We start from the raw sequence: 16693 nt of genomic DNA, 5'->3' as shown, positions 1-16693 counted from the left end.
GCGTTGCACCGTCGCCCAAAGACGGCCACCGCCGTTCGATGGGCGACGGTGCAACGCTGAATGGCATCCGTCCAGCAAGCAGGTATTCCTTGGGAAGGCGTGCCGGACAGACTGCATCGGGCGATGTCGCGCCGTCTGCGCGAACACGACAAGATCGATTGGGGCCATGCCTGCATTGATGTAGCGAGCGAAGCCTCCGGGCGAGAAAACTGGTCTGCCCCCACCCGGGACAAACTTGGCAGCAAGCGGCACCTCACCTACTGGTATCCGGCGCACCGGCGTGGGCGCATGACGACGTGGTTCATGACCGCCATCGCCATTTCGGGCGTGGTGGGCGGCCCGGTCTCGGGCTGGATACTCAAGTCCTTCGACGGGCTGAACGGCTGGCAGGGCTGGCAGTGGCTCTTCCTGCTCGAAGGCGTCCCCTCGGTGATGGTGGGCGTGCTGGTGTTTCTCGTGCTCGACGACCGCATCGGCAACGCGAAGTGGCTCGGCGAGGAAGAGCGCGCGCTGCTCGAACGCAATATCGCCGCCGAAAACGCCACCAAGGAAGACCCGCCCCTGCGCGCGGTGTTCTCGAGCCCGCGCGTGCTGGTGATGAGCCTCACCTACTTCTCGTTCGTGATGGGGCTCTACGGCGTGAGCTTCTGGTTGCCCACTCTCATCAAGGCCACGGGCGTGAAGGACGCGCTCACCATCGGCCTGCTTTCGGCGATACCGTTCGCCGCCGCCGTGATCGGCATGGTGCTGGTGGCGAAGAGCGCCGACCGCGCGCGCGAGCGGCGCTGGCACATCGCGGTTCCGGCGGCCGTGGGCGCGCTCGGCCTCGTGCTTTCGGTGGCGTGGGCGCACGACACGACGCTCGCCATGGCCGCGCTCACGCTCGCGACCATCGGCATCCTCACCACCCTGCCGCTCTTCTGGAGCCTGCCCACGGCATGGCTCGCGGGCACCGGTGCGGCGGCGGGCATCGCACTCATCAACTCGATCGGCAATCTTGCGGGTTTCCTGAGCCCGTATGCCGTGGGCTGGCTCAAGCAGGCGACGGCCGCCAACGATTCGGGGATGTATATGCTCGCCGCGTTCATGATCCTCGGCGGATTGCTTGCGCTTTCGGCGCCTGCCAAGCTCGTGAACCGCTGAAACGCCGCTTGCGCTTCGCTTTGCGCACAAAAGACAACGGCCGCGATGCAGCGGCCGTTGGTCCTGAATGCGGCGATCAACACCCTCACGCGCGCCGAGCGCGTTCAAGACTCACACGACGTTCATCGAAAGCGCACTCTCGCGATAGTGATTCGCGGCCTTCTCGCTGTCGCCCAGTTGCTCGTGCAGGCGCGCGAGCGCGCGATGCGAGCGGATCTTGAGCGGCTCGTTGTGGGTGGCATCCGCCGACTTGAGCGCCGCTTCGAGGAACGACTGCGCCTTGCCCCAAAGCTGCTGCTTCAGGCACAGGCGACCCAGCGCGAACAACAGGTCGCCGTCTTCGGGACGGTCCTTGCGCCACGCTTCCGCCTTCTGGATGAGCGGCAGCGCGTCGCTGCCCGAGGTGTCCGGGTAACGGCGCAAGAGGCGTGCGTCCCAGTTCTGCGCGAGCGCCTCTTCGACGATCTTGCGCGCGTCGTTCTGGCGATCGAGCGCGATCAGCAGCTCGGCGGCGCAGTCGGCAAGACGCGGCGAATGACGCTCGACGGGCGAGAGCGCGTGCCATAGTTCCAGCAGCGCATCGGCGTTGTGACGGCGGTCGCGCAACAGGTTCTCCGCCGCGAGCTGGCGCAGCCGCACGGCCACGGCCGGATGCAGCGCTTCGCGCTTTTCCAGCGTCTTCACGAGCTTGAGCACTTCGCTCCAGTTCTTCAACTGCTGCTGCGCGCGCAGCGCGATCTGCTGCGCGTGGATGCGGCGGCCGCCCTGCGTGCGCATTTCGGTGAGCGCGGCGAGTGCGCCGTCGGCATCGCGGCCGTCGGCACGCATGTCGGCGGTCGCCATGAGGCGCGCTTCCTGCAGTTCGGGATCGTCCACCTGGCCCAGCCACTCGTCGCGGCGCGCGTACTCGTGGAGACGGTGCGCGGCGTTCGCGGCAATGAGGCCCGCGGCGCCCTGGTTCTTTTCTTCTGCGAGCGAATCGCGCGCGGCCTTCTCGGCGCGCGAGAAACGGCCCGCGTAGAGGTTGCCCACCGCATCGCGCAGCGCCGAATTCGCCTTCTCCGTGCGCATGCGGGCGCGATAGGCGCCCACGCGGCGCGGCATCGTCACGACGTTACGCACGAAGCGCAGGATCGCGTAGAGCAGCAGGAACGCCACCACCACGCCGACGATGAAGAGGTTCAGCGACACATCCACACGGTACGGCGGATAGACGAACACCACCTGCCCGGCGTCGAAGCGCCCTATCGTCGCGAGCGCGACGGCGATGACGAACAGGATGGCAAGCCACAGGAGTCCACGGATCGCCATGTCTTACCCCCGGCTCCGGTACTGCTGGATGGCCTGCAGGCTCGTGTCGAGGTTCGGCAGCGCGACGGCCGTCGAGCCCGCGCTCACCTCCTTCACCAGATCGCGCACGGCCTGGGTCTGCTTCGACGCATTGTCGAAGTAGCGCGCGAGCGCGGCATCGGCGGCGGCGAGGTCGGACTTGAGCGTGTCCTCGTTGCGCGAGAGGAGCGAGAGACGCGCCGAAAGCAGGCGCAGTTTCACGTTCTCGCGCACGAAGTAACCTTCGTCGGGCGAGATCAGCATGGCGTCGGCGTTGTCGATGCGGCGCACCTGCACGAGGCTCGTGATCTGCTGGCCGATGCCCGCGGCAAAAGTCTGGAGCCACGCCTTCCAGCGCGGCTCGTTGTTGGCGGCAGCGGTCTGCGCGACGTCGGCGGGCGTAGCCGCCTGCGGCTTCGTATGCGCGACGATCGCCTCGCCCGCGAGCGGCAGCGAGTCGATCTGGGCGAGCGCCGTGTCGAGCTTGATGGCCAGACCGGTGAGATCGGTCGAGGGCGCGGCCTTCAGCTTGTCGATGTCCTGGGCGACGGCCTTGCGCACGGCCAGCGCCTGCGGGCTGTCGGAGGCCGCGAGACGCGTGTCGGCGCTTTGCAGCGCGAAGAGCGCGAGCTGCGTATTGCCCGTGAGCTGGAGTTGTTCGCTCGCGCTCGAAAGCATCTGGCCGACTTCGGCGAGCGTCCAGTCGTCGCGATTCTTCGCGAGGTCCGTGTATTGCTGCGCGAGGGCCTGCTGCGAGGTCTGCGCATCGGCGATCTTGCCTTCGAGCTGGGCGATCTGCTTGTCGAGTTGCTGAGCGCCCGCTACGGCTTCGTCGGCGCGCGCGCGCAGCGCAGCGGTCTGCTGGTCGGCGGCCTGCTGGCGCTGCACCAGTTGCTGATCGACGCGGTCGAGCTTGCGGTTCAGCACGTAGCCGCCCGCGCCCGCTCCCCCCGCGACCAGCACCACCACGAGCCAGAGCAGCGCCGTGCCGGCGCCGCCGCGCCGCGCCGGAGCCGGCGAGAGCGGCCCGGGGGCGGCATACGTCGGCCGCGAAGTCGCGGAGCCCGATGACGCCGCCGCCGACGTCGCGGACGTCGATTTAGCGCCCGCGGACGCGGTGTTCTGCTGTGCAACGTTGCTGGAATTGTTCGAATCAGTCATGCGTGGTTGTGCCGGCGCCGGGGCCGGAGTGTTCTGAACCGGTTGAACAACGGAAGAAGCGAGGCCAAGCAGCGTCTCGACGATGCGCTCGTCGCCCGCGCCGGACACCGTAATCCTATCAAAACCCACCCCCCGGGCCGTTTCGGCGATGCGCGGATGCGGCGCCACGAGCGGCGCGTGGTGCAGTTCGGCGATCTCGCCGGCCGTGAGGTGCTCGCGCGCGAGCTCGTCGAGATTGCGCACGCCCTCGGAGCTCGTGACGAGCCACGCATGCGGCGCCCCCGAGAGCAGCGCGTGCACCCGCGCCCAGGCGGCGATCGAGGGTTCCGGCACGACGCGCCGGTAGGCCGCCACGGCCTCCACTTCGGCGCCCGCTTCGCGCAGGCGGTCCGCCAGCCACTCGCGGCCGCCGTCGCCGCGCACAATCAGCACGCGCTTGCCGGCGAATGCGTTCTCGCCCAGCTGCGTTTCGAGCGCCGCGTAGAGCGACTCGGAGTCGAAGCGCGCGGGTTCCTCGTCGGCGGCGCCGGCCGGGCTGATCACGCGATGGGCAGGCGACGCGACGCCGTGGCGCGCGAGCGCCGCCACGCTCGCGGGGCCGACCACGGCCACGGGCAGCGCATGCGGCCAGATCGACGAGATCGGGGCGTAGGCGGCGAACGCGCGATCGACGGCGTTCGGCGAAACGAACACGACGAGCGCGTAGCTCTCGAGCGCCGAGAGCGCCGCGCGCAAGGGGGCATCGTCGCGGACCGGTTCGATCGCGATCAGCGGGAAGTCGAAGGTGGCGATCCCGTGTGCGGCCAGTTGCATGTCAAGCGGGCTGGACTGACCGGACGGACGGGTAATGACGACGGTGAACGGGGTGTGGGCTCCGGGCGACGCTGCACCGCCGCTTGCCGCGGCGCCGCCCTCCCCGGAGTGGCCGGAGTGGCCGCCGGGGCCGCCCCACTCGTCGGGCTGGGCGTGCGCGCGTGGGCGCGGTTGCAGGGGGCCTGTCATTGCGCGGAAGCCGGGCTCGAGCCCGTGCCAGTGGTGTCGCCGCCTGCGGTGTCGCCCGCTGTTCGCGGCGCGGTGTTCGGGCCGTCGGCATGCGCCGCGTCGGCGAGCGCGCGCACGATGTCGAGCGCGCCCTGCGCGATCAGCGCATCGGCCACGCCGCGGCCCAGCGCGACCGCTTCTTCCACGTTCGCGGCGCGGGCGGCGCCTTCGGCGCGCAGCACGCGGCTCGCGTCGGGCGTGGCGATCGTGCCGCGCAGCTGGAGCGCGCCGTCGTGCCACTGCGCATAAGCCGCGAGCGGCACCGAGCAGCTGCCGCCCAGCGCACGCGACACCATGCGCTCGGCCTCCACGGCCTTCGCCGTGGCCTCGTCGTGCAGCGGTGCGAGCCACGCGGCAAGCTCGGCGCGGTCCGCGCGAATCTCGATGCCGAGCGCGCCCTGGCCTGCCGCCGGCAAGCTGTCCTCGGGCTCGATGAGCGCGCGGATGCGCGCCGCGAGACCCAGGCGCTTCAGGCCCGCCGCCGCGAGAATGATGGCGGCATAGTCACCGCGGTCGAGCTTGGCGAGCCGCGTATCGAGGTTGCCGCGCAGCGGCTTCACGACGAGCTGCGGATAGCGCGCGCGGATCATCGATTCGCGGCGCAGGCTCGACGTGCCCACCACGCTGCCCGGCGGCAGCGCGGCGAGCGAATCGTAGTCGTTGGAGACGAACGCGTCGCGCGGGTCCTCGCGCTCCAGGATGGCCGCGAGCGCGAAGCCCTCGGGCAATTCCATGGGCACGTCCTTGAGCGAATGCACGGCGAGATCGGCGCGCCCTTCCTCCAGCGCCTGTTCGAGCTCCTTCACGAAGAGCCCCTTGCCGCCCACCTTCGACAGCGTGCGATCGAGAATTTGATCGCCGCGCGTCGTCATTCCGACGATTTTCACGTCGCAGGATGGATATAATTTGTGCAGCGCAGCTTGCACATGCTCGGCCTGCCACATCGCAAGGCGGCTCTCACGCGAAGCGATAATCAGCGTGCGGGGAGAGGCCGGCATAGGCGCGGATAACGTCTCGGAGTTCATGGCAAGGACATCGAATAACGGGATAAAAAAACGGAATCGGATAACAGGGAATGTTAGCACGCGCCCCTTTTGCGGCTGGCCCCGCGGGCCGCTGCACCACGTTGTGCGTGCATGACCCGGCATCCCACCTGTTAATCTCCGTAGTTGGCCTTCGTAGTGAGCCTTCGTAGTGGGTCCCCGCAGTGGATCCAGCATTACCGGCTGAACCGCGGCCCCTCGCCCGGTAGCACCAGCCACCCGTTCCAGGTTGCACCCGCAGTAGCGATCCCGGCGCCCCGCCCGGGCTCGTGCATCAGGCAGTCTCTTGATTATTGATCGACTCATCCCTGGCAAGCCTTGAGGAACCCATCGTGAAGTCTTCCGGATCGGCGCGCGCAGAGCGCCGCAACAACGCATCGCAAAACACCGCTTCTTCGGCCCCGAACACCACGGCCTCGCAAATGGCCAAACCGGCCAAAGTGACGAAAACGACAAAAGCCACGGCGAAGACGACAAAAGCCGCCCTCGCGGCGACGGCGAGCCCGGCAGTCACCACGAAGAAGACGGTCAAAGCGACGAAGGCGGCACAAGCCATGGTGAAATCCGCCCCGAGTCCGGTAGCGAAAACCCCGAACGCCAAGGCGGCGCCGCGCGCCGCCCGCACGCGCGACGACAAGGACAAGCCGCTCTTCGACGACATCCGCTTCCTCGGCCGCCTCCTCGGCGGCGTGCTGCGCGAGCAGGAAGGCGACGCCGTGTTCGACGTGGTGGAAACGATCCGCCAGACGGCCGTGCGCTTTCGCCGCGAGGACGACAACGCGGCGGCGCTCGCGCTCGACAAGCAGTTGCGCGCGCTCTCGCCCGAGCAGACGGTGAGCGTCGTGCGCGCGTTCAGCTACTTCTCGCACCTCGCGAATATCGCCGAAGACCGCCACCGCAACCGCCGCCACCGCATCCACGACCTCGCGGGCTCGGTGCCGCAGCCCGGCACCATCGCGCATTCGCTCGAACGCCTCTCGAAAGCGGGCGCGGCCGCCACGCCGGTGCTCCAGCAGTTCTTCAACGATGCGCTGATCGTGCCCGTCCTCACGGCGCACCCGACCGAAGTGCAGCGCAAGAGCATTCTCGACGCGCAGCACGACATCGCGCGTCTGCTGGCCGAACGCGACCAGCCGCTCACGCAGCGCGAGCGCGCGCAGAACGAGTCGCTCCTCGGCGCCCGCGTGACCTCGCTGTGGCAGACGCGCATGCTGCGCGACGCGCGCCTCACGGTCGGCGACGAAATCGAGAACGCGCTGTCGTACTACCACACGACCTTCCTCACCGAGATCCCGGCGCTGTACGGCGAGATCGAAACGGTGCTCAAGGAGCACGGCCTCTCGGCGCGCCTGCCCGCGTTCCTCCAGATGGGCAGCTGGATCGGCGGCGACCGCGACGGCAACCCGAACGTCACGGCGGAAACACTCGAAGCCGCGAGCGAGCGCCAGGCCGTCGTGATCTTCGAGCATTACCTCGAAGAAGTGCACAAGCTGGGCGCGGAGCTCTCGGTGTCGAACCTGCTCTCGGGCGGCAGCGTCGAGCTGAAGGCGCTGGCCGCGGCGTCGCCCGACCAGTCGCCGCACCGCGTGGACGAACCGTATCGCCGCGCGCTGATCGGCATCTATACGCGCCTCGCGGCGAGCGCGCGCGTGCGCCTCGGCGAAGGCGTGGTCTCCGTGCGACGCGCGGGCCGCGGCGCGGCGCCGGTGCGCGCGCAGCCCTATGCGGATGCGGCGGAATTCTCGCGCGATCTGCGCGTGCTGATGGACTCGCTCGCCGAGCATCACGGCGGCTCGCTCGCCACGCCGCGCCTCGCTCCGCTGCTGCGCGCCGTGGAAGTGTTCGGCTTCCACCTCGCGAGCATCGACCTGCGCCAGAGCTCGGACATTCACGAAGCCGTGATCGCCGAACTGCTCGCGCGCGCGGGCGTCGAGGCCGACTACGCCGCGCTTTCGGAAGAAGACAAGCAGATCGCGCTGCTCGCCCAGCTCGCCGATCCGCGCACGCTGCGCTCGCCGTGGCTCGACTACTCCGATCTCGTGAAGAGCGAGCTGGGCGTGCTGGAGATGGCCCGCGTCACGCGCGAGAAGTTCGGCGCGCGCTCGGTGCGCAACTACATCATCTCGCACACCGAAACGGTTTCCGACCTGCTCGAAGTGATGCTGCTGCAGAAGGAGGCGGGCCTCTTCACGGGACGCCTCGGCCACGCCGACGAATCCGCGCAGGCCGGCCTCATGGTGATCCCGCTCTTCGAGACGATCCCCGACTTGCGCAACGCGCCGAACATCATGCGCGATCTGCTCGCGCTGCCCGGCATCGACAGCCTCGTCGAGCATCAGGGCAACGAGCAGGAAATCATGCTCGGCTACTCGGACAGCAACAAGGACGGCGGCTTCCTCACCTCGAACTGGGAGCTCTATCGCGCCGAACTCGCGCTCGTGGCGCTGTTCCGCGAGCGCGGCATCACGCTGCGCCTCTTCCACGGCCGCGGCGGCACGGTGGGCCGCGGCGGCGGCCCGACCTACAACGCGATCCTTTCGCAGCCGCCCGGCACCGTGGAAGGCCAGATCCGCCTCACCGAGCAGGGCGAGGTGATCGCGAGCAAGTTCGGCAACCCCGAGATCGGCCGGCGCAACCTCGAAACCGTGGTCGCCGCGACGCTCGAAGCCACGCTGCTGCCCGAGGACCATGCGGGCAACTCGCCGCAGCAACTGGCCGCCTTCGAAGAGACGATGCAGACGCTCTCCGACACGGCCATGGCCGCCTACCGTTCGCTCGTGTACGAGACGCCCGGCTTCACGGACTACTTCTTCGCCTCGACGCCGATCACGGAAATCGCCGAGCTCAACATCGGCAGCCGTCCGGCCTCGCGCAAGCTGCAAGACCCGAAGAATCGCAAGATCGACGATCTGCGCGCGATTCCCTGGGGCTTTTCGTGGGGCCAGTGCCGGCTGCTGCTCACGGGCTGGTATGGCTTCGGCAGCGCGGTGGCGTCGTATCTCGACGAAGCGGGCAGCGACGCCGAACGCGCGCGGCGCCTCGCGCTCTTCCGCAAGATGTACAAGAGCTGGCCGTTCTTCTCGAACCTGCTCTCGAACATGGACATGACGCTTGCGAAGACCGACCTCGCGGTGGCCTCGCGCTATGCGCAGCTCGTCGCCGACAAGAAGCTGCGCAAGCACGTGTTCGAGCGCATCGTGGCGGAATGGGAACGCACGACCAGGGTGCTGGGCGAGATCACGGGGTCGGGCGACCGGCTTGCCGACAACCCGCTGCTCGCGCGCTCGATCAAGAACCGCTTCCCGTATCTCGATCCGCTCAATCACTTGCAGGTGGAGCTCATCAAGCGCTATCGCGCCGGCGACCCGAGCCCGCGCGTGCGGCGCGGTATCCATCTGACGATCAACGGGATTGCCGCGGGGCTGCGCAATACGGGCTGATCGGGCTGATACAGGCCTGCGCTCACAAGCAAACGGCGTCGTGCCCTCGCGGGCACGACGCCGTTTTTTCATGCTTCGTACGCAGAGGCTGCGCGTTCAGTCGCGCCGCGTCGCCTCGATCATCAACGCGTCGAGCTTGAACGACCCATCGCTTTGCACATCGAAGTACTGGCGCACCTCGTCGGGCGCTCGCTCCCAGATCGAGCGGATCGCCGTCACCCGCCCGGCCGGCGTGCGCATGCGCGCCACCCACGAATCGAAGTCGATGCCGATGCGCCAGCGCTCGCTCACCTTCGCCTCGAAGCCCGCCGCGTCGAGCATCGCGAGCCATTCGTCGGCGCGGTAGTCGCGGATATGCGAGGCGTCGCGCAGGATCTCGACGGCCTGGAGATGCGTGTCGTAAAGCGGATCGTCGATACCAGCGATGTCGATGAACCTGAGCCGCCCGCGAGGCTTGAGCACGCGATGCACCTCGGCGAGCGCCTTCGGCACGTCGCGCCAGTGGTGTGCGCTCATGCGGCTCACGGCCCAGTCGAAGCTCGCGTCGGCGAACGGCAGGGTCTCGGCGGCGCCCTGTTGCGTGCGGATGGTGGCGAGACCCCGCTCCTTCGCGGCGGCCGCCACCGTGGCGAGCATCGGCTCGGCGATGTCGTAGGCCACGACTTCGCGCACGTGCGGCGCGACCGCGAAGCTCGCGTGGCCGGCGCCGCAGCCCATGTCCAGCACCGTCGCGTTGCCGCAGGTGGCCGCGAAGGTCGCGGCGAGATTCTCCAGATCCGCGCCGCTCGCGTGGACCTGGCTCGTGAGGTAGGCGGCGGCGGTCGAGCCGAATGCATCGGCAACCTGGTCATGGTGCTTCATGGCGTGCTCCTTTTTGCCCGTTGTTGTGGCGTCCGGCGGCACGCGTGAGGTTCGTGCGGCGCGGTTCGTTCGTGGAGATGGCGCGGCGCGTTCGCGACGCCAGCCGCTACAATAGAACCCGTTCTGTACCAGTACAAGATAAGCAGATATTCTGGTATTAACAGCACCAGAACCGGTATCTTTCCCATTTCCATGACGCTCGACACCCCCGAAGCCGGATCCGCCCGCCCGCTCGACGCCACGCCCGCGCGGGCATTGGGCGAATTCATCCGCGCCCACCGCGAACGCCTTTCCCCGCAGGCCGTGGGCCTGCCGCCCGGCCCGCGCCGCCGCACGCCGGGGCTGCGGCGCGAGGAAGTCGCGCAACTGTGCGGCGTGAGCCCGACCTGGTACACGTGGATCGAGCAGGGCCGCCCCGTTTCGGCCTCGGCGGATGCGCTCGCGCGCATCGCCGTGGCGCTGCAGCTCTCGCGCGCCGAACGCGCCTACCTGTTCGAGCTGGCCGCCCAGCGCGACCCCGCCGAGCCCGACGTGACGGGCGGCGCCGACGCCCCGGCCACCCTGCTGCAGACCGTGCAGCTCGTCGATGCCCCCGCCTACGTGCTCGACCGCCAGTGGACGGCACTCGCCTGGAACACCCACGCGACGGACCTGTTCACGGGGTGGCTCGACGGCGCGCACGACCGCAACCTGCTGCGCTTCACGTTCACCGAGCCGATCGGCCGCGAGCTGATCGTCGACTGGGAAACGCGGGCGCGGCGCCTCGCGGCCGAATTCCGCGCCGACTCGATCCGGCACCTGAACGACGCGCCCACGCGCGCGCTGATCGATTCGCTGAGCGCCGCCAGCGACGATTTCGCGCGCTTCTGGGGCTCGCAGGACGTGTTCGAGCGCGAGGGCGGCCGGCGCGAATTCAATCATCCGCGCCATGGCCGCATCGCCTACGACCAGATCACGTTCAAGCCCGCGCACCGCGAAGACCTGAAGCTGGTGGTGCTGGTGCGGCTTTGAGCGCGCGGGCAGCAGGCAGGTATCGACAACCCAGACAACTCCGACAACCCGAACTATCCGGACCGCCGCGACCGCGCGCCTGCCATGCCGCCCGGCCGCCGTGCCCGCCGATGGTAAAATCGACTCCGTTCCCCGCCGTGCGCCGTCCCAGCGAAGAGGCCGCGCGGCACGCCTTCTCACCTCGTTTGCGCCCATCACCATGACGTCCCAACTGCACAAAAAAGGCGAAGCCTGGTCGGCTCGCTTCTCCGAACCCATGTCGGAGCTGGTCAAACGCTATACGTCGTCGGTTTTCTTCGACAAGCGCCTCGGGCTCGTCGATATCGAGGGATCGCTCGCGCACGCCGCCATGCTGGCCGCGCAGAAGATCATCTCCGCCGACGACCTCGCGGCCATCCAGCGCGGGATGGCGCAGATCAAGGGTGAGATCGAGCGCGGCGAGTTCGAGTGGCAGCTCGATCTCGAAGACGTGCACCTGAACATCGAAGCGCGCCTGACCGCCCTGATCGGCGACGGCGGCAAGCGCCTGCACACGGGCCGCTCGCGCAACGACCAGGTGGCGACCGACATCCGCCTGTGGCTGCGCGGCGAAATCGACCGCATCGGCGGGTTGCTGGTCGACCTGCGCCGCGCGTTGCTCGACCTCGCCGACCAGCACGCGGGCACGATCATGCCGGGCTTCACCCATCTGCAGGTGGCGCAGCCCGTGACGTTCGGCCATCACCTGCTCGCCTACGTGGAAATGTTCACGCGCGACGCCGAACGCATGGCCGACTGCCGCAAGCGCGTGAACCGCCTGCCGCTCGGCGCAGCGGCGCTCGCGGGCACGAGCTACCCCATCGACCGCCATGCCGTGGCGAAGACGCTCGGCTTCGACGGCATCTGCGCGAACTCGCTCGACGCCGTCTCCGACCGCGACTTCGCGATCGAATTCACGGCGGCCGCCGCCCTCGTGATGACGCACGTCTCGCGCTTCTCGGAGGAACTCGTGCTGTGGATGAGCCCGCGCGTGGGTTTCATCGATCTGGCCGACCGCTTCTGCACGGGCTCCTCGATCATGCCGCAGAAGAAGAACCCGGACGTGCCGGAACTGGCGCGCGGCAAGACCGGCCGCGTGAACGGCCATCTGATGGGCCTGCTCACGCTGATGAAGGGCCAGCCGCTCGCCTACAACAAGGACAACCAGGAAGACAAGGAACCGCTCTTCGACACCGTCGATACGGTGGCGGACACGCTGCGCATCTTCGCGGAGATGGTCGCGGGCATCACGGTCAAGGCCGAGGCGATGCGCGCAGCGGCGCTGCAGGGTTTCTCGACGGCGACCGATCTCGCCGACTACCTCGTGAAAAAGGGCCTGCCGTTCCGCGACGCGCACGAAGCGGTGGCGCACGCGGTGCGCATCTGCGTGGATCGCAACTGCGATCTGGCCGACCTCACGCTCGACGAAATGCGCCGCGAACTGCCGGCCGTCTCGCATCTGCTGGGCGAGGACGTGTTCGAAGTGCTGACGCTCGAAGGCTCGGTTTCGGCGCGCAATCATCCGGGCGGCACCGCGCCGGAGCAGGTGCGTGCGGCCATCGCGGCAGCCCGCGCGGCGCTCCAGTAACTTCCGTCACGCCACAGGGCGCGCCGCACGGCGTGCCCTGCCCCTCCCGCGCCGATGATCATCCGCCCACAACTCAACTGGTTCCGCATGCTGCTGGCGTGGCGCGGCTCGGTGCTGCCGCAGCTGCTGCCGCGGCTCTGCATCGTGCTGGGCTTCTCGATCATTGCGGTGGCGTCGCACGATCACATCCTCAAGGTCACGGTCAATCTGAGCACCGTGCCGTTCTCGCTGATCGGCATCGCGCTCGCGGTGTTCCTCGGCTTTCGCAACAACGCGAGCTACGACCGCTACTGGGAAGGGCGCAAGCTCTGGGGCCAGTTGCTCAACGAAACGCGCTCGCTCACGCGCGAAGCGCTGACCCTGACCCTGCCGAATGCTGCGCCGAACGGCGACACCGTCGCCGCACGCGCGCGCGAACTCGTGCAGATTCTCGGCGCGCTGCCGCACGCGCTGCGCCATCAGTTGCGCCACACCGATCCGCAGCCCGATCTCGCGCGCATCCTCCCGCCCGCGCTTTTCGAGCGCGTGATGGCCTCGCGCTTTCGCCCCATGACGCTCGTGCTGTGCGCTTCGGAATGGGTGCGCAACGAGACGCGCGAAGGCCGCCTCGACGGCTACGCCGTGCTCGCCTTCGAGCGCAACCTGAACGGGCTTTCGGACGTGATCGGCGGCTGCGAGCGCATCGCTTCGACGCCGCTGCCGTTCGCCTATACGGTGATGATCCACCGCACGGTCTACTTCTTCTGTGCGCTGCTGCCGTTCGGCCTCGTGGATAGCATCGGCGCGCTCACGCCGGTTTTCGCCGTGTTCGTCGCCTATGCGTTCATGGCGCACGAAGCGATTGCTTCGCAGATCGAAGATCCGTTCGGCACCGAGGACAACGACCTCGCGCTCGACGCGATGTCCACGTATATCGAGGCCGCGTTGCACGACCTCCTCGGCGATCCGACCACGCTGCCCACGCGTACGCCCGAAGATTTCATCATCCACTGAGGGGCGGGCGCGGCCCCACCGTCCCCGACATCACCGGTTCCCGACCGTCTCCGACAGCCGCTTGAGCGTCGCGAGGCGCGCGCCCAGCAGGTCCAGCCGCGCGTGTTCGTCGACGAGCGGCGTGGTCGCGTCGCGGTAGGCGCGCCACGTGGATTGTGCCCGCGCGAGCGTGGACCGCGAATGCCTCGGCATGCGCGCGTAGAGCTTGCGGTAATAGCGATTGAGGTCGTAGCTCACATGCTCGCAGCGCGCGTCGGCCGCGCACGCCCGCACGGGCGGCGCGTCCTGCTGCGCGGCCTGCGCCGCTTCGAGCCGCAGCGCGAGCGCGCGGTCGCGCACCGGCTGCAGCTGCATGTCCGCTTCGTAGATCTGATACGACGAGGAGCCGCTCGTGCTCGCGAACGCGGCGGCAAGCATCGCGTCCTCGGCGTCGCGCCACGCCACCCAGCGCTGCTGGCTCAACTGCCAGCGTTTTTGCTGCGCGCTCGGCAGCTTCGCGAGCAACGCGCCGAGCGCGGCGTCGGCCGCGCTGCGCCAGGCGCTGCGCGCATCGTCCATGCACTGCACCTGCCCCGCCGTCGACGAGCGGTCCGCGCGCGCGAGACACGCGCGCATGCCCGAATCGATCGGATCGGCCGCCGCCACCTCCGCGTGCGCCGGGCTCGCGAAGAGCAGCCACGCCGCCATCAGCGACGCAGCGCCCCACCGGCCCGCACGCATCGTCCTGCCCGTCGTGGTCCCGCTCTCCATTGCGATCAGTCGCGCACGCAATCGACGAAGTACTCGATGCGCCCGTTGATCATCTCGCCCACCAGACCGTGGATGTCCGTGTGGAAACCCGGGAAGCGCTCGTTGAACTCGCGCGCGAACTTCAGGTAATTCACGATCGTCGTGTTGAAGCGCTCGCCCGGAATCAGAAGCGGAATGCCCGGCGGGTACGGCGTGAGCAGGATCGACGTCACGCGGCCTTCGAGTTCGTCGATGGGCACGCGGTCCACCTCGCGGTGCGCGAGCTTCGCGAAGGCGTCGGACGGCTTCATGGCGGGCTCCATGTCCGAGAGGTACATCTCGGTCGTGAGGCGCGCGATATCGTTGGCGCGATAGACGCTGTGGATCTGCTGGCACAGGTCGCGCAGGCCCACGCGCTCGTACATCGGGTGCTGCGCCACGAACTCGGGCAGCACGCGCCAGAGCGGCTGGTTGTTGTCGTAGTCGTCCTTGAACTGCTGGAGTTCGGTGACCATCGAGTTCCAGCGGCCCTTCGTGATGCCGATCGTGAACATGATGAAGAACGAGTAGAGGCCCGTCTTCTCCACGATGATGCCGTGCTCGGCCAGGTACTTCGTGACGATCGCGGCCGGAATGCCGGTTTCGCCGAACTCGCCGTCCACGTCGAGGCCCGGGGTGACGATCGTGGCCTTGATCGGGTCGAGCATGTTGAAGTTTTCCGCCAGCGCGCCGAAGCCGTGCCAGTGGTCGTTCGGGCGCAGCATCCAGTCTTCGCGCGAGCCGATGCCTTCTTCGGCCAGCTCGTCCGGACCCCAGACCTGGAAGAACCAGTCGTCGCCGTATTCCGCATCGACCTTGCGCATGGCGCGGCGGAAGTCGAGCGCTTCGGCGATCGACTCTTCCACGAGCGCCGGACCGCCCGGCGCTTCCATCATCGCCGCGGCCACGTCGCACGAGGCGATGATCGCGTACTGCGGGCTCGTGGACGTGTGCATCAGATACGCTTCGTTGAAGCGATGACGGTCGAACGCGCTGTCTTCCGAATCCTGCACGACGATTTGCGAAGCCTGCGAGATGCCGGCCAGCAGCTTGTGCGTGGAGTGCGTCGCGAACACGAGCGCCTTGGTGCGCGGACGGCCCTGGCCGATCGCGTGCATGTCCTGGTAGAACTCGTGGAACTCGGCGTGCGGCAGCCAGGCTTCGTCGAAATGCAGCGTGTCGAGCATGTCGCCGAGCAGGTCCTTGATCATCTCGACGTTGTAGATCACGCCGTCATAGGTGCTCTGCGTGATCGTGAGAATGCGCGGCTTGAGGTTCGGGTTCTTCGCGAGCGCCTCGCGCGCGAACGGATTCGCGAGGATCTTCTTGCGGATGTTCTCCGGCTTGAACTCGTCGCGCGGAATCGGCCCGATGATGCCGAAGTTGTTGCGCGTGGGCGTGAGGAACACGGGGATCGCGCCCGTCATCGTGATCGCGTGCAGGATCGACTTGTGGCAGTTGCGGTCCACCAGCACGATGTCGCCCGGGGCGACCGTGGCGTGCCAGACGATCTTGTTCGAGGTGGACGTGCCGTTGGTCACGAAGAACACGTGGTCGGCGCTGAAGATGCGCGCCGCGTTGCGCTCCGAGGCCGCGACCGGGCCGGTGTGGTCGAGCAGCTGGCCCAGTTCCTCGACCGCATTGCAGACGTCGGCGCGCAGCATGTTTTCGCCGAAGAACTGGTGGAACATCTGGCCGAGCGGGTTCTTCAGGAACGCCACGCCGCCCGAGTGGCCCGGGCAGTGCCACGAGTACGAACCTTCGTCGGCGTACTTGACCAGTTCCTTGAAGAACGGCGGCGCAAGCGCGTCGAGATACACCTTCGCCTCGCGAATCACGTGGCGCGCGACGAACTCCGGCGTGTCCTCGAACATGTGGATGAAGCCGTGCAGCTCGCGCAGGATGTCGTTGGGCAGGTGGCGCGAGGTGCGCGTTTCGCCGTACAGGAAGATCGGGATATCCGCGTTGCGCTTGCGCACCGCCTCCACGAACGCGCGCAGCGCGATGATGGCCGGCGCGTGCTCGGGCGCGGTTTCGTCGCTGCCTTCCACGTAGGGCAGCAGCTCGTCGTCGTCGATCGAGAGGATGAAGCAGGCCGCGCGGCTCGACTGCTGCGCGAACGACGTAAGGTCGCCGTAGCTCGTCAGCCCGAGGACTTCGGCGCCCTCTTTCTCGATGGCTTCGGCGAGCGCCCGGATGCCGGAACCCGAGATGTTCTCGGAGCGAAAGTCTTCGTCGATGATGACGACGGGAAAACGAAACTTCATGGGCGAATCTCCAAAAGAAACGACCGCTGC

At 68.1% G+C, this 16693-nt stretch carries 11 protein-coding genes and 1 pseudogene; 5 read left to right on the top strand and 7 right to left on the bottom strand.

All coding sequences use genetic code 11. From position 1 onward, the window contains the following. Positions 1-249 precede the first annotated feature (249 nt). Positions 250-1143: pseudogene (locus tag U5760_RS22035) on the top strand (MFS transporter); the annotation flags it as partial. A 111-nt stretch (positions 1144-1254) separates the two neighbouring features. Here U5760_RS22035 and U5760_RS22030 read toward each other — a convergent pair. The 4 genes from U5760_RS22030 to U5760_RS22015 all read right to left on the bottom strand — a co-directional run bounded on the left by U5760_RS22030 (position 1255) and on the right by U5760_RS22015 (position 6273). Then, positions 1255-2454, bottom strand: a complete 1200-nt coding sequence (locus U5760_RS22030; protein ID WP_322014418.1) for a heme biosynthesis protein HemY — start codon at positions 2452-2454, stop codon at positions 1255-1257. Between the two features lie 3 nt (positions 2455-2457). Then, a complete protein-coding gene (gene hemDX / locus U5760_RS22025; RefSeq protein ID WP_322014417.1) occupies positions 2458-4635 on the bottom strand; it encodes a fused uroporphyrinogen-III synthase HemD/membrane protein HemX in 2178 nt (725 codons plus the stop codon). After that, the gene (gene hemC / locus U5760_RS22020) at positions 4632-5699 is read right to left on the bottom strand and encodes a hydroxymethylbilane synthase (RefSeq protein ID WP_322014416.1); all 1068 of its coding nucleotides are present in this window, start codon (positions 5697-5699) and stop codon (positions 4632-4634) included. Before hemC ends, hemDX begins: the two co-directional genes overlap by 4 nt. Before the next feature lie 292 nt (positions 5700-5991). Continuing rightward, positions 5992-6273: a hypothetical protein gene (locus U5760_RS22015; RefSeq protein ID WP_322014415.1), complete on the bottom strand. Its 282-nt coding sequence runs from the start codon at positions 6271-6273 to the stop codon at positions 5992-5994. On the opposite strand from U5760_RS22015, the gene ppc reads away from it, so the two are divergent. Further along, positions 6272-9157, top strand: a complete 2886-nt coding sequence (gene ppc, locus U5760_RS22010; protein ID WP_322014414.1) for a phosphoenolpyruvate carboxylase — start codon at positions 6272-6274, stop codon at positions 9155-9157. The two genes, U5760_RS22015 and ppc, sit on opposite strands and share 2 nt — an antisense overlap. Positions 9158-9253: 96 nt before the next feature. Here the strand turns inward: ppc and U5760_RS22005 are convergent, their stop codons facing one another. Further along, positions 9254-10018, bottom strand: a complete 765-nt coding sequence (locus tag U5760_RS22005; protein WP_322014413.1) for a class I SAM-dependent methyltransferase — start codon at positions 10016-10018, stop codon at positions 9254-9256. 192 nt (positions 10019-10210) lie between these two features. Between U5760_RS22005 and U5760_RS22000 the strand changes: the two genes are divergently transcribed. The 3 genes from U5760_RS22000 (at position 10211) to U5760_RS21990 (ending at position 13628) form a co-directional block, all read left to right on the top strand. Beyond that, positions 10211-11029 carry a helix-turn-helix transcriptional regulator gene (locus U5760_RS22000; RefSeq protein ID WP_322014412.1) on the top strand — a complete coding sequence of 273 codons (819 nt, stop codon included), beginning with the start codon at positions 10211-10213 and terminating at the stop codon, positions 11027-11029. Positions 11030-11228: 199 nt separating this feature from the next. Then, a complete protein-coding gene (argH, locus tag U5760_RS21995) occupies positions 11229-12635 on the top strand; it encodes an argininosuccinate lyase (protein ID WP_322014411.1) in 1407 nt (468 codons plus the stop codon). Between the two features lie 54 nt (positions 12636-12689). Next, the gene (locus U5760_RS21990; RefSeq protein WP_322014410.1) at positions 12690-13628 is read left to right on the top strand and encodes a bestrophin family protein; all 939 of its coding nucleotides are present in this window, start codon (positions 12690-12692) and stop codon (positions 13626-13628) included. 30 nt (positions 13629-13658) lie between these two features. Here the strand turns inward: U5760_RS21990 and U5760_RS21985 are convergent, their stop codons facing one another. Together U5760_RS21985 and U5760_RS21980 are read right to left on the bottom strand one after the other, a co-directional pair. Continuing rightward, the gene (locus U5760_RS21985; protein WP_415914153.1) at positions 13659-14378 is read right to left on the bottom strand and encodes a lysozyme inhibitor LprI family protein; all 720 of its coding nucleotides are present in this window, start codon (positions 14376-14378) and stop codon (positions 13659-13661) included. A gap of 5 nt (positions 14379-14383) precedes the next feature. Beyond that, entirely contained in the window at positions 14384-16663 is a 2280-nt protein-coding gene (locus tag U5760_RS21980) for an arginine/lysine/ornithine decarboxylase (RefSeq protein ID WP_322014409.1), read from the bottom strand. Between the last annotated feature and the right edge of the window lie 30 nt (positions 16664-16693).

This window comes from Paraburkholderia sp. J12, from assembly GCF_905220215.1.
Taxonomy (GTDB): domain Bacteria; phylum Pseudomonadota; class Gammaproteobacteria; order Burkholderiales; family Burkholderiaceae; genus Paraburkholderia.
Note: the sequence above shows the minus strand (reverse complement) of the source record. Positions and strands in the feature narration are given on the sequence as shown.

What these genes read in the sequence shown, in the direction of transcription:
- U5760_RS22000 (WP_322014412.1), top strand. Translation starts at nt 10,211, where the DNA reads ATGACGCTCGACACCCCCGAAGCCGGATCCGCCCGCCCGCTCGACGCC.
- ppc (WP_322014414.1), top strand. Translation starts at nt 6,272, where the DNA reads ATGGTGAAATCCGCCCCGAGTCCGGTAGCGAAAACCCCGAACGCCAAG.
- hemC (WP_322014416.1), bottom strand. Translation starts at nt 5,699, where the DNA reads ATGAACTCCGAGACGTTATCCGCGCCTATGCCGGCCTCTCCCCGCACG.
- argH (WP_322014411.1), top strand. Translation starts at nt 11,229, where the DNA reads ATGACGTCCCAACTGCACAAAAAAGGCGAAGCCTGGTCGGCTCGCTTC.
- U5760_RS21980 (WP_322014409.1), bottom strand. Translation starts at nt 16,663, where the DNA reads ATGAAGTTTCGTTTTCCCGTCGTCATCATCGACGAAGACTTTCGCTCC.
- hemDX (WP_322014417.1), bottom strand. Translation starts at nt 4,635, where the DNA reads ATGACAGGCCCCCTGCAACCGCGCCCACGCGCGCACGCCCAGCCCGAC.
- U5760_RS22030 (WP_322014418.1), bottom strand. Translation starts at nt 2,454, where the DNA reads ATGGCGATCCGTGGACTCCTGTGGCTTGCCATCCTGTTCGTCATCGCC.
- U5760_RS21990 (WP_322014410.1), top strand. Translation starts at nt 12,690, where the DNA reads ATGATCATCCGCCCACAACTCAACTGGTTCCGCATGCTGCTGGCGTGG.
- U5760_RS22015 (WP_322014415.1), bottom strand. Translation starts at nt 6,273, where the DNA reads ATGGCTTGTGCCGCCTTCGTCGCTTTGACCGTCTTCTTCGTGGTGACT.
- U5760_RS22005 (WP_322014413.1), bottom strand. Translation starts at nt 10,018, where the DNA reads ATGAAGCACCATGACCAGGTTGCCGATGCATTCGGCTCGACCGCCGCC.
- U5760_RS21985 (WP_415914153.1), bottom strand. Translation starts at nt 14,378, where the DNA reads ATGGAGAGCGGGACCACGACGGGCAGGACGATGCGTGCGGGCCGGTGG.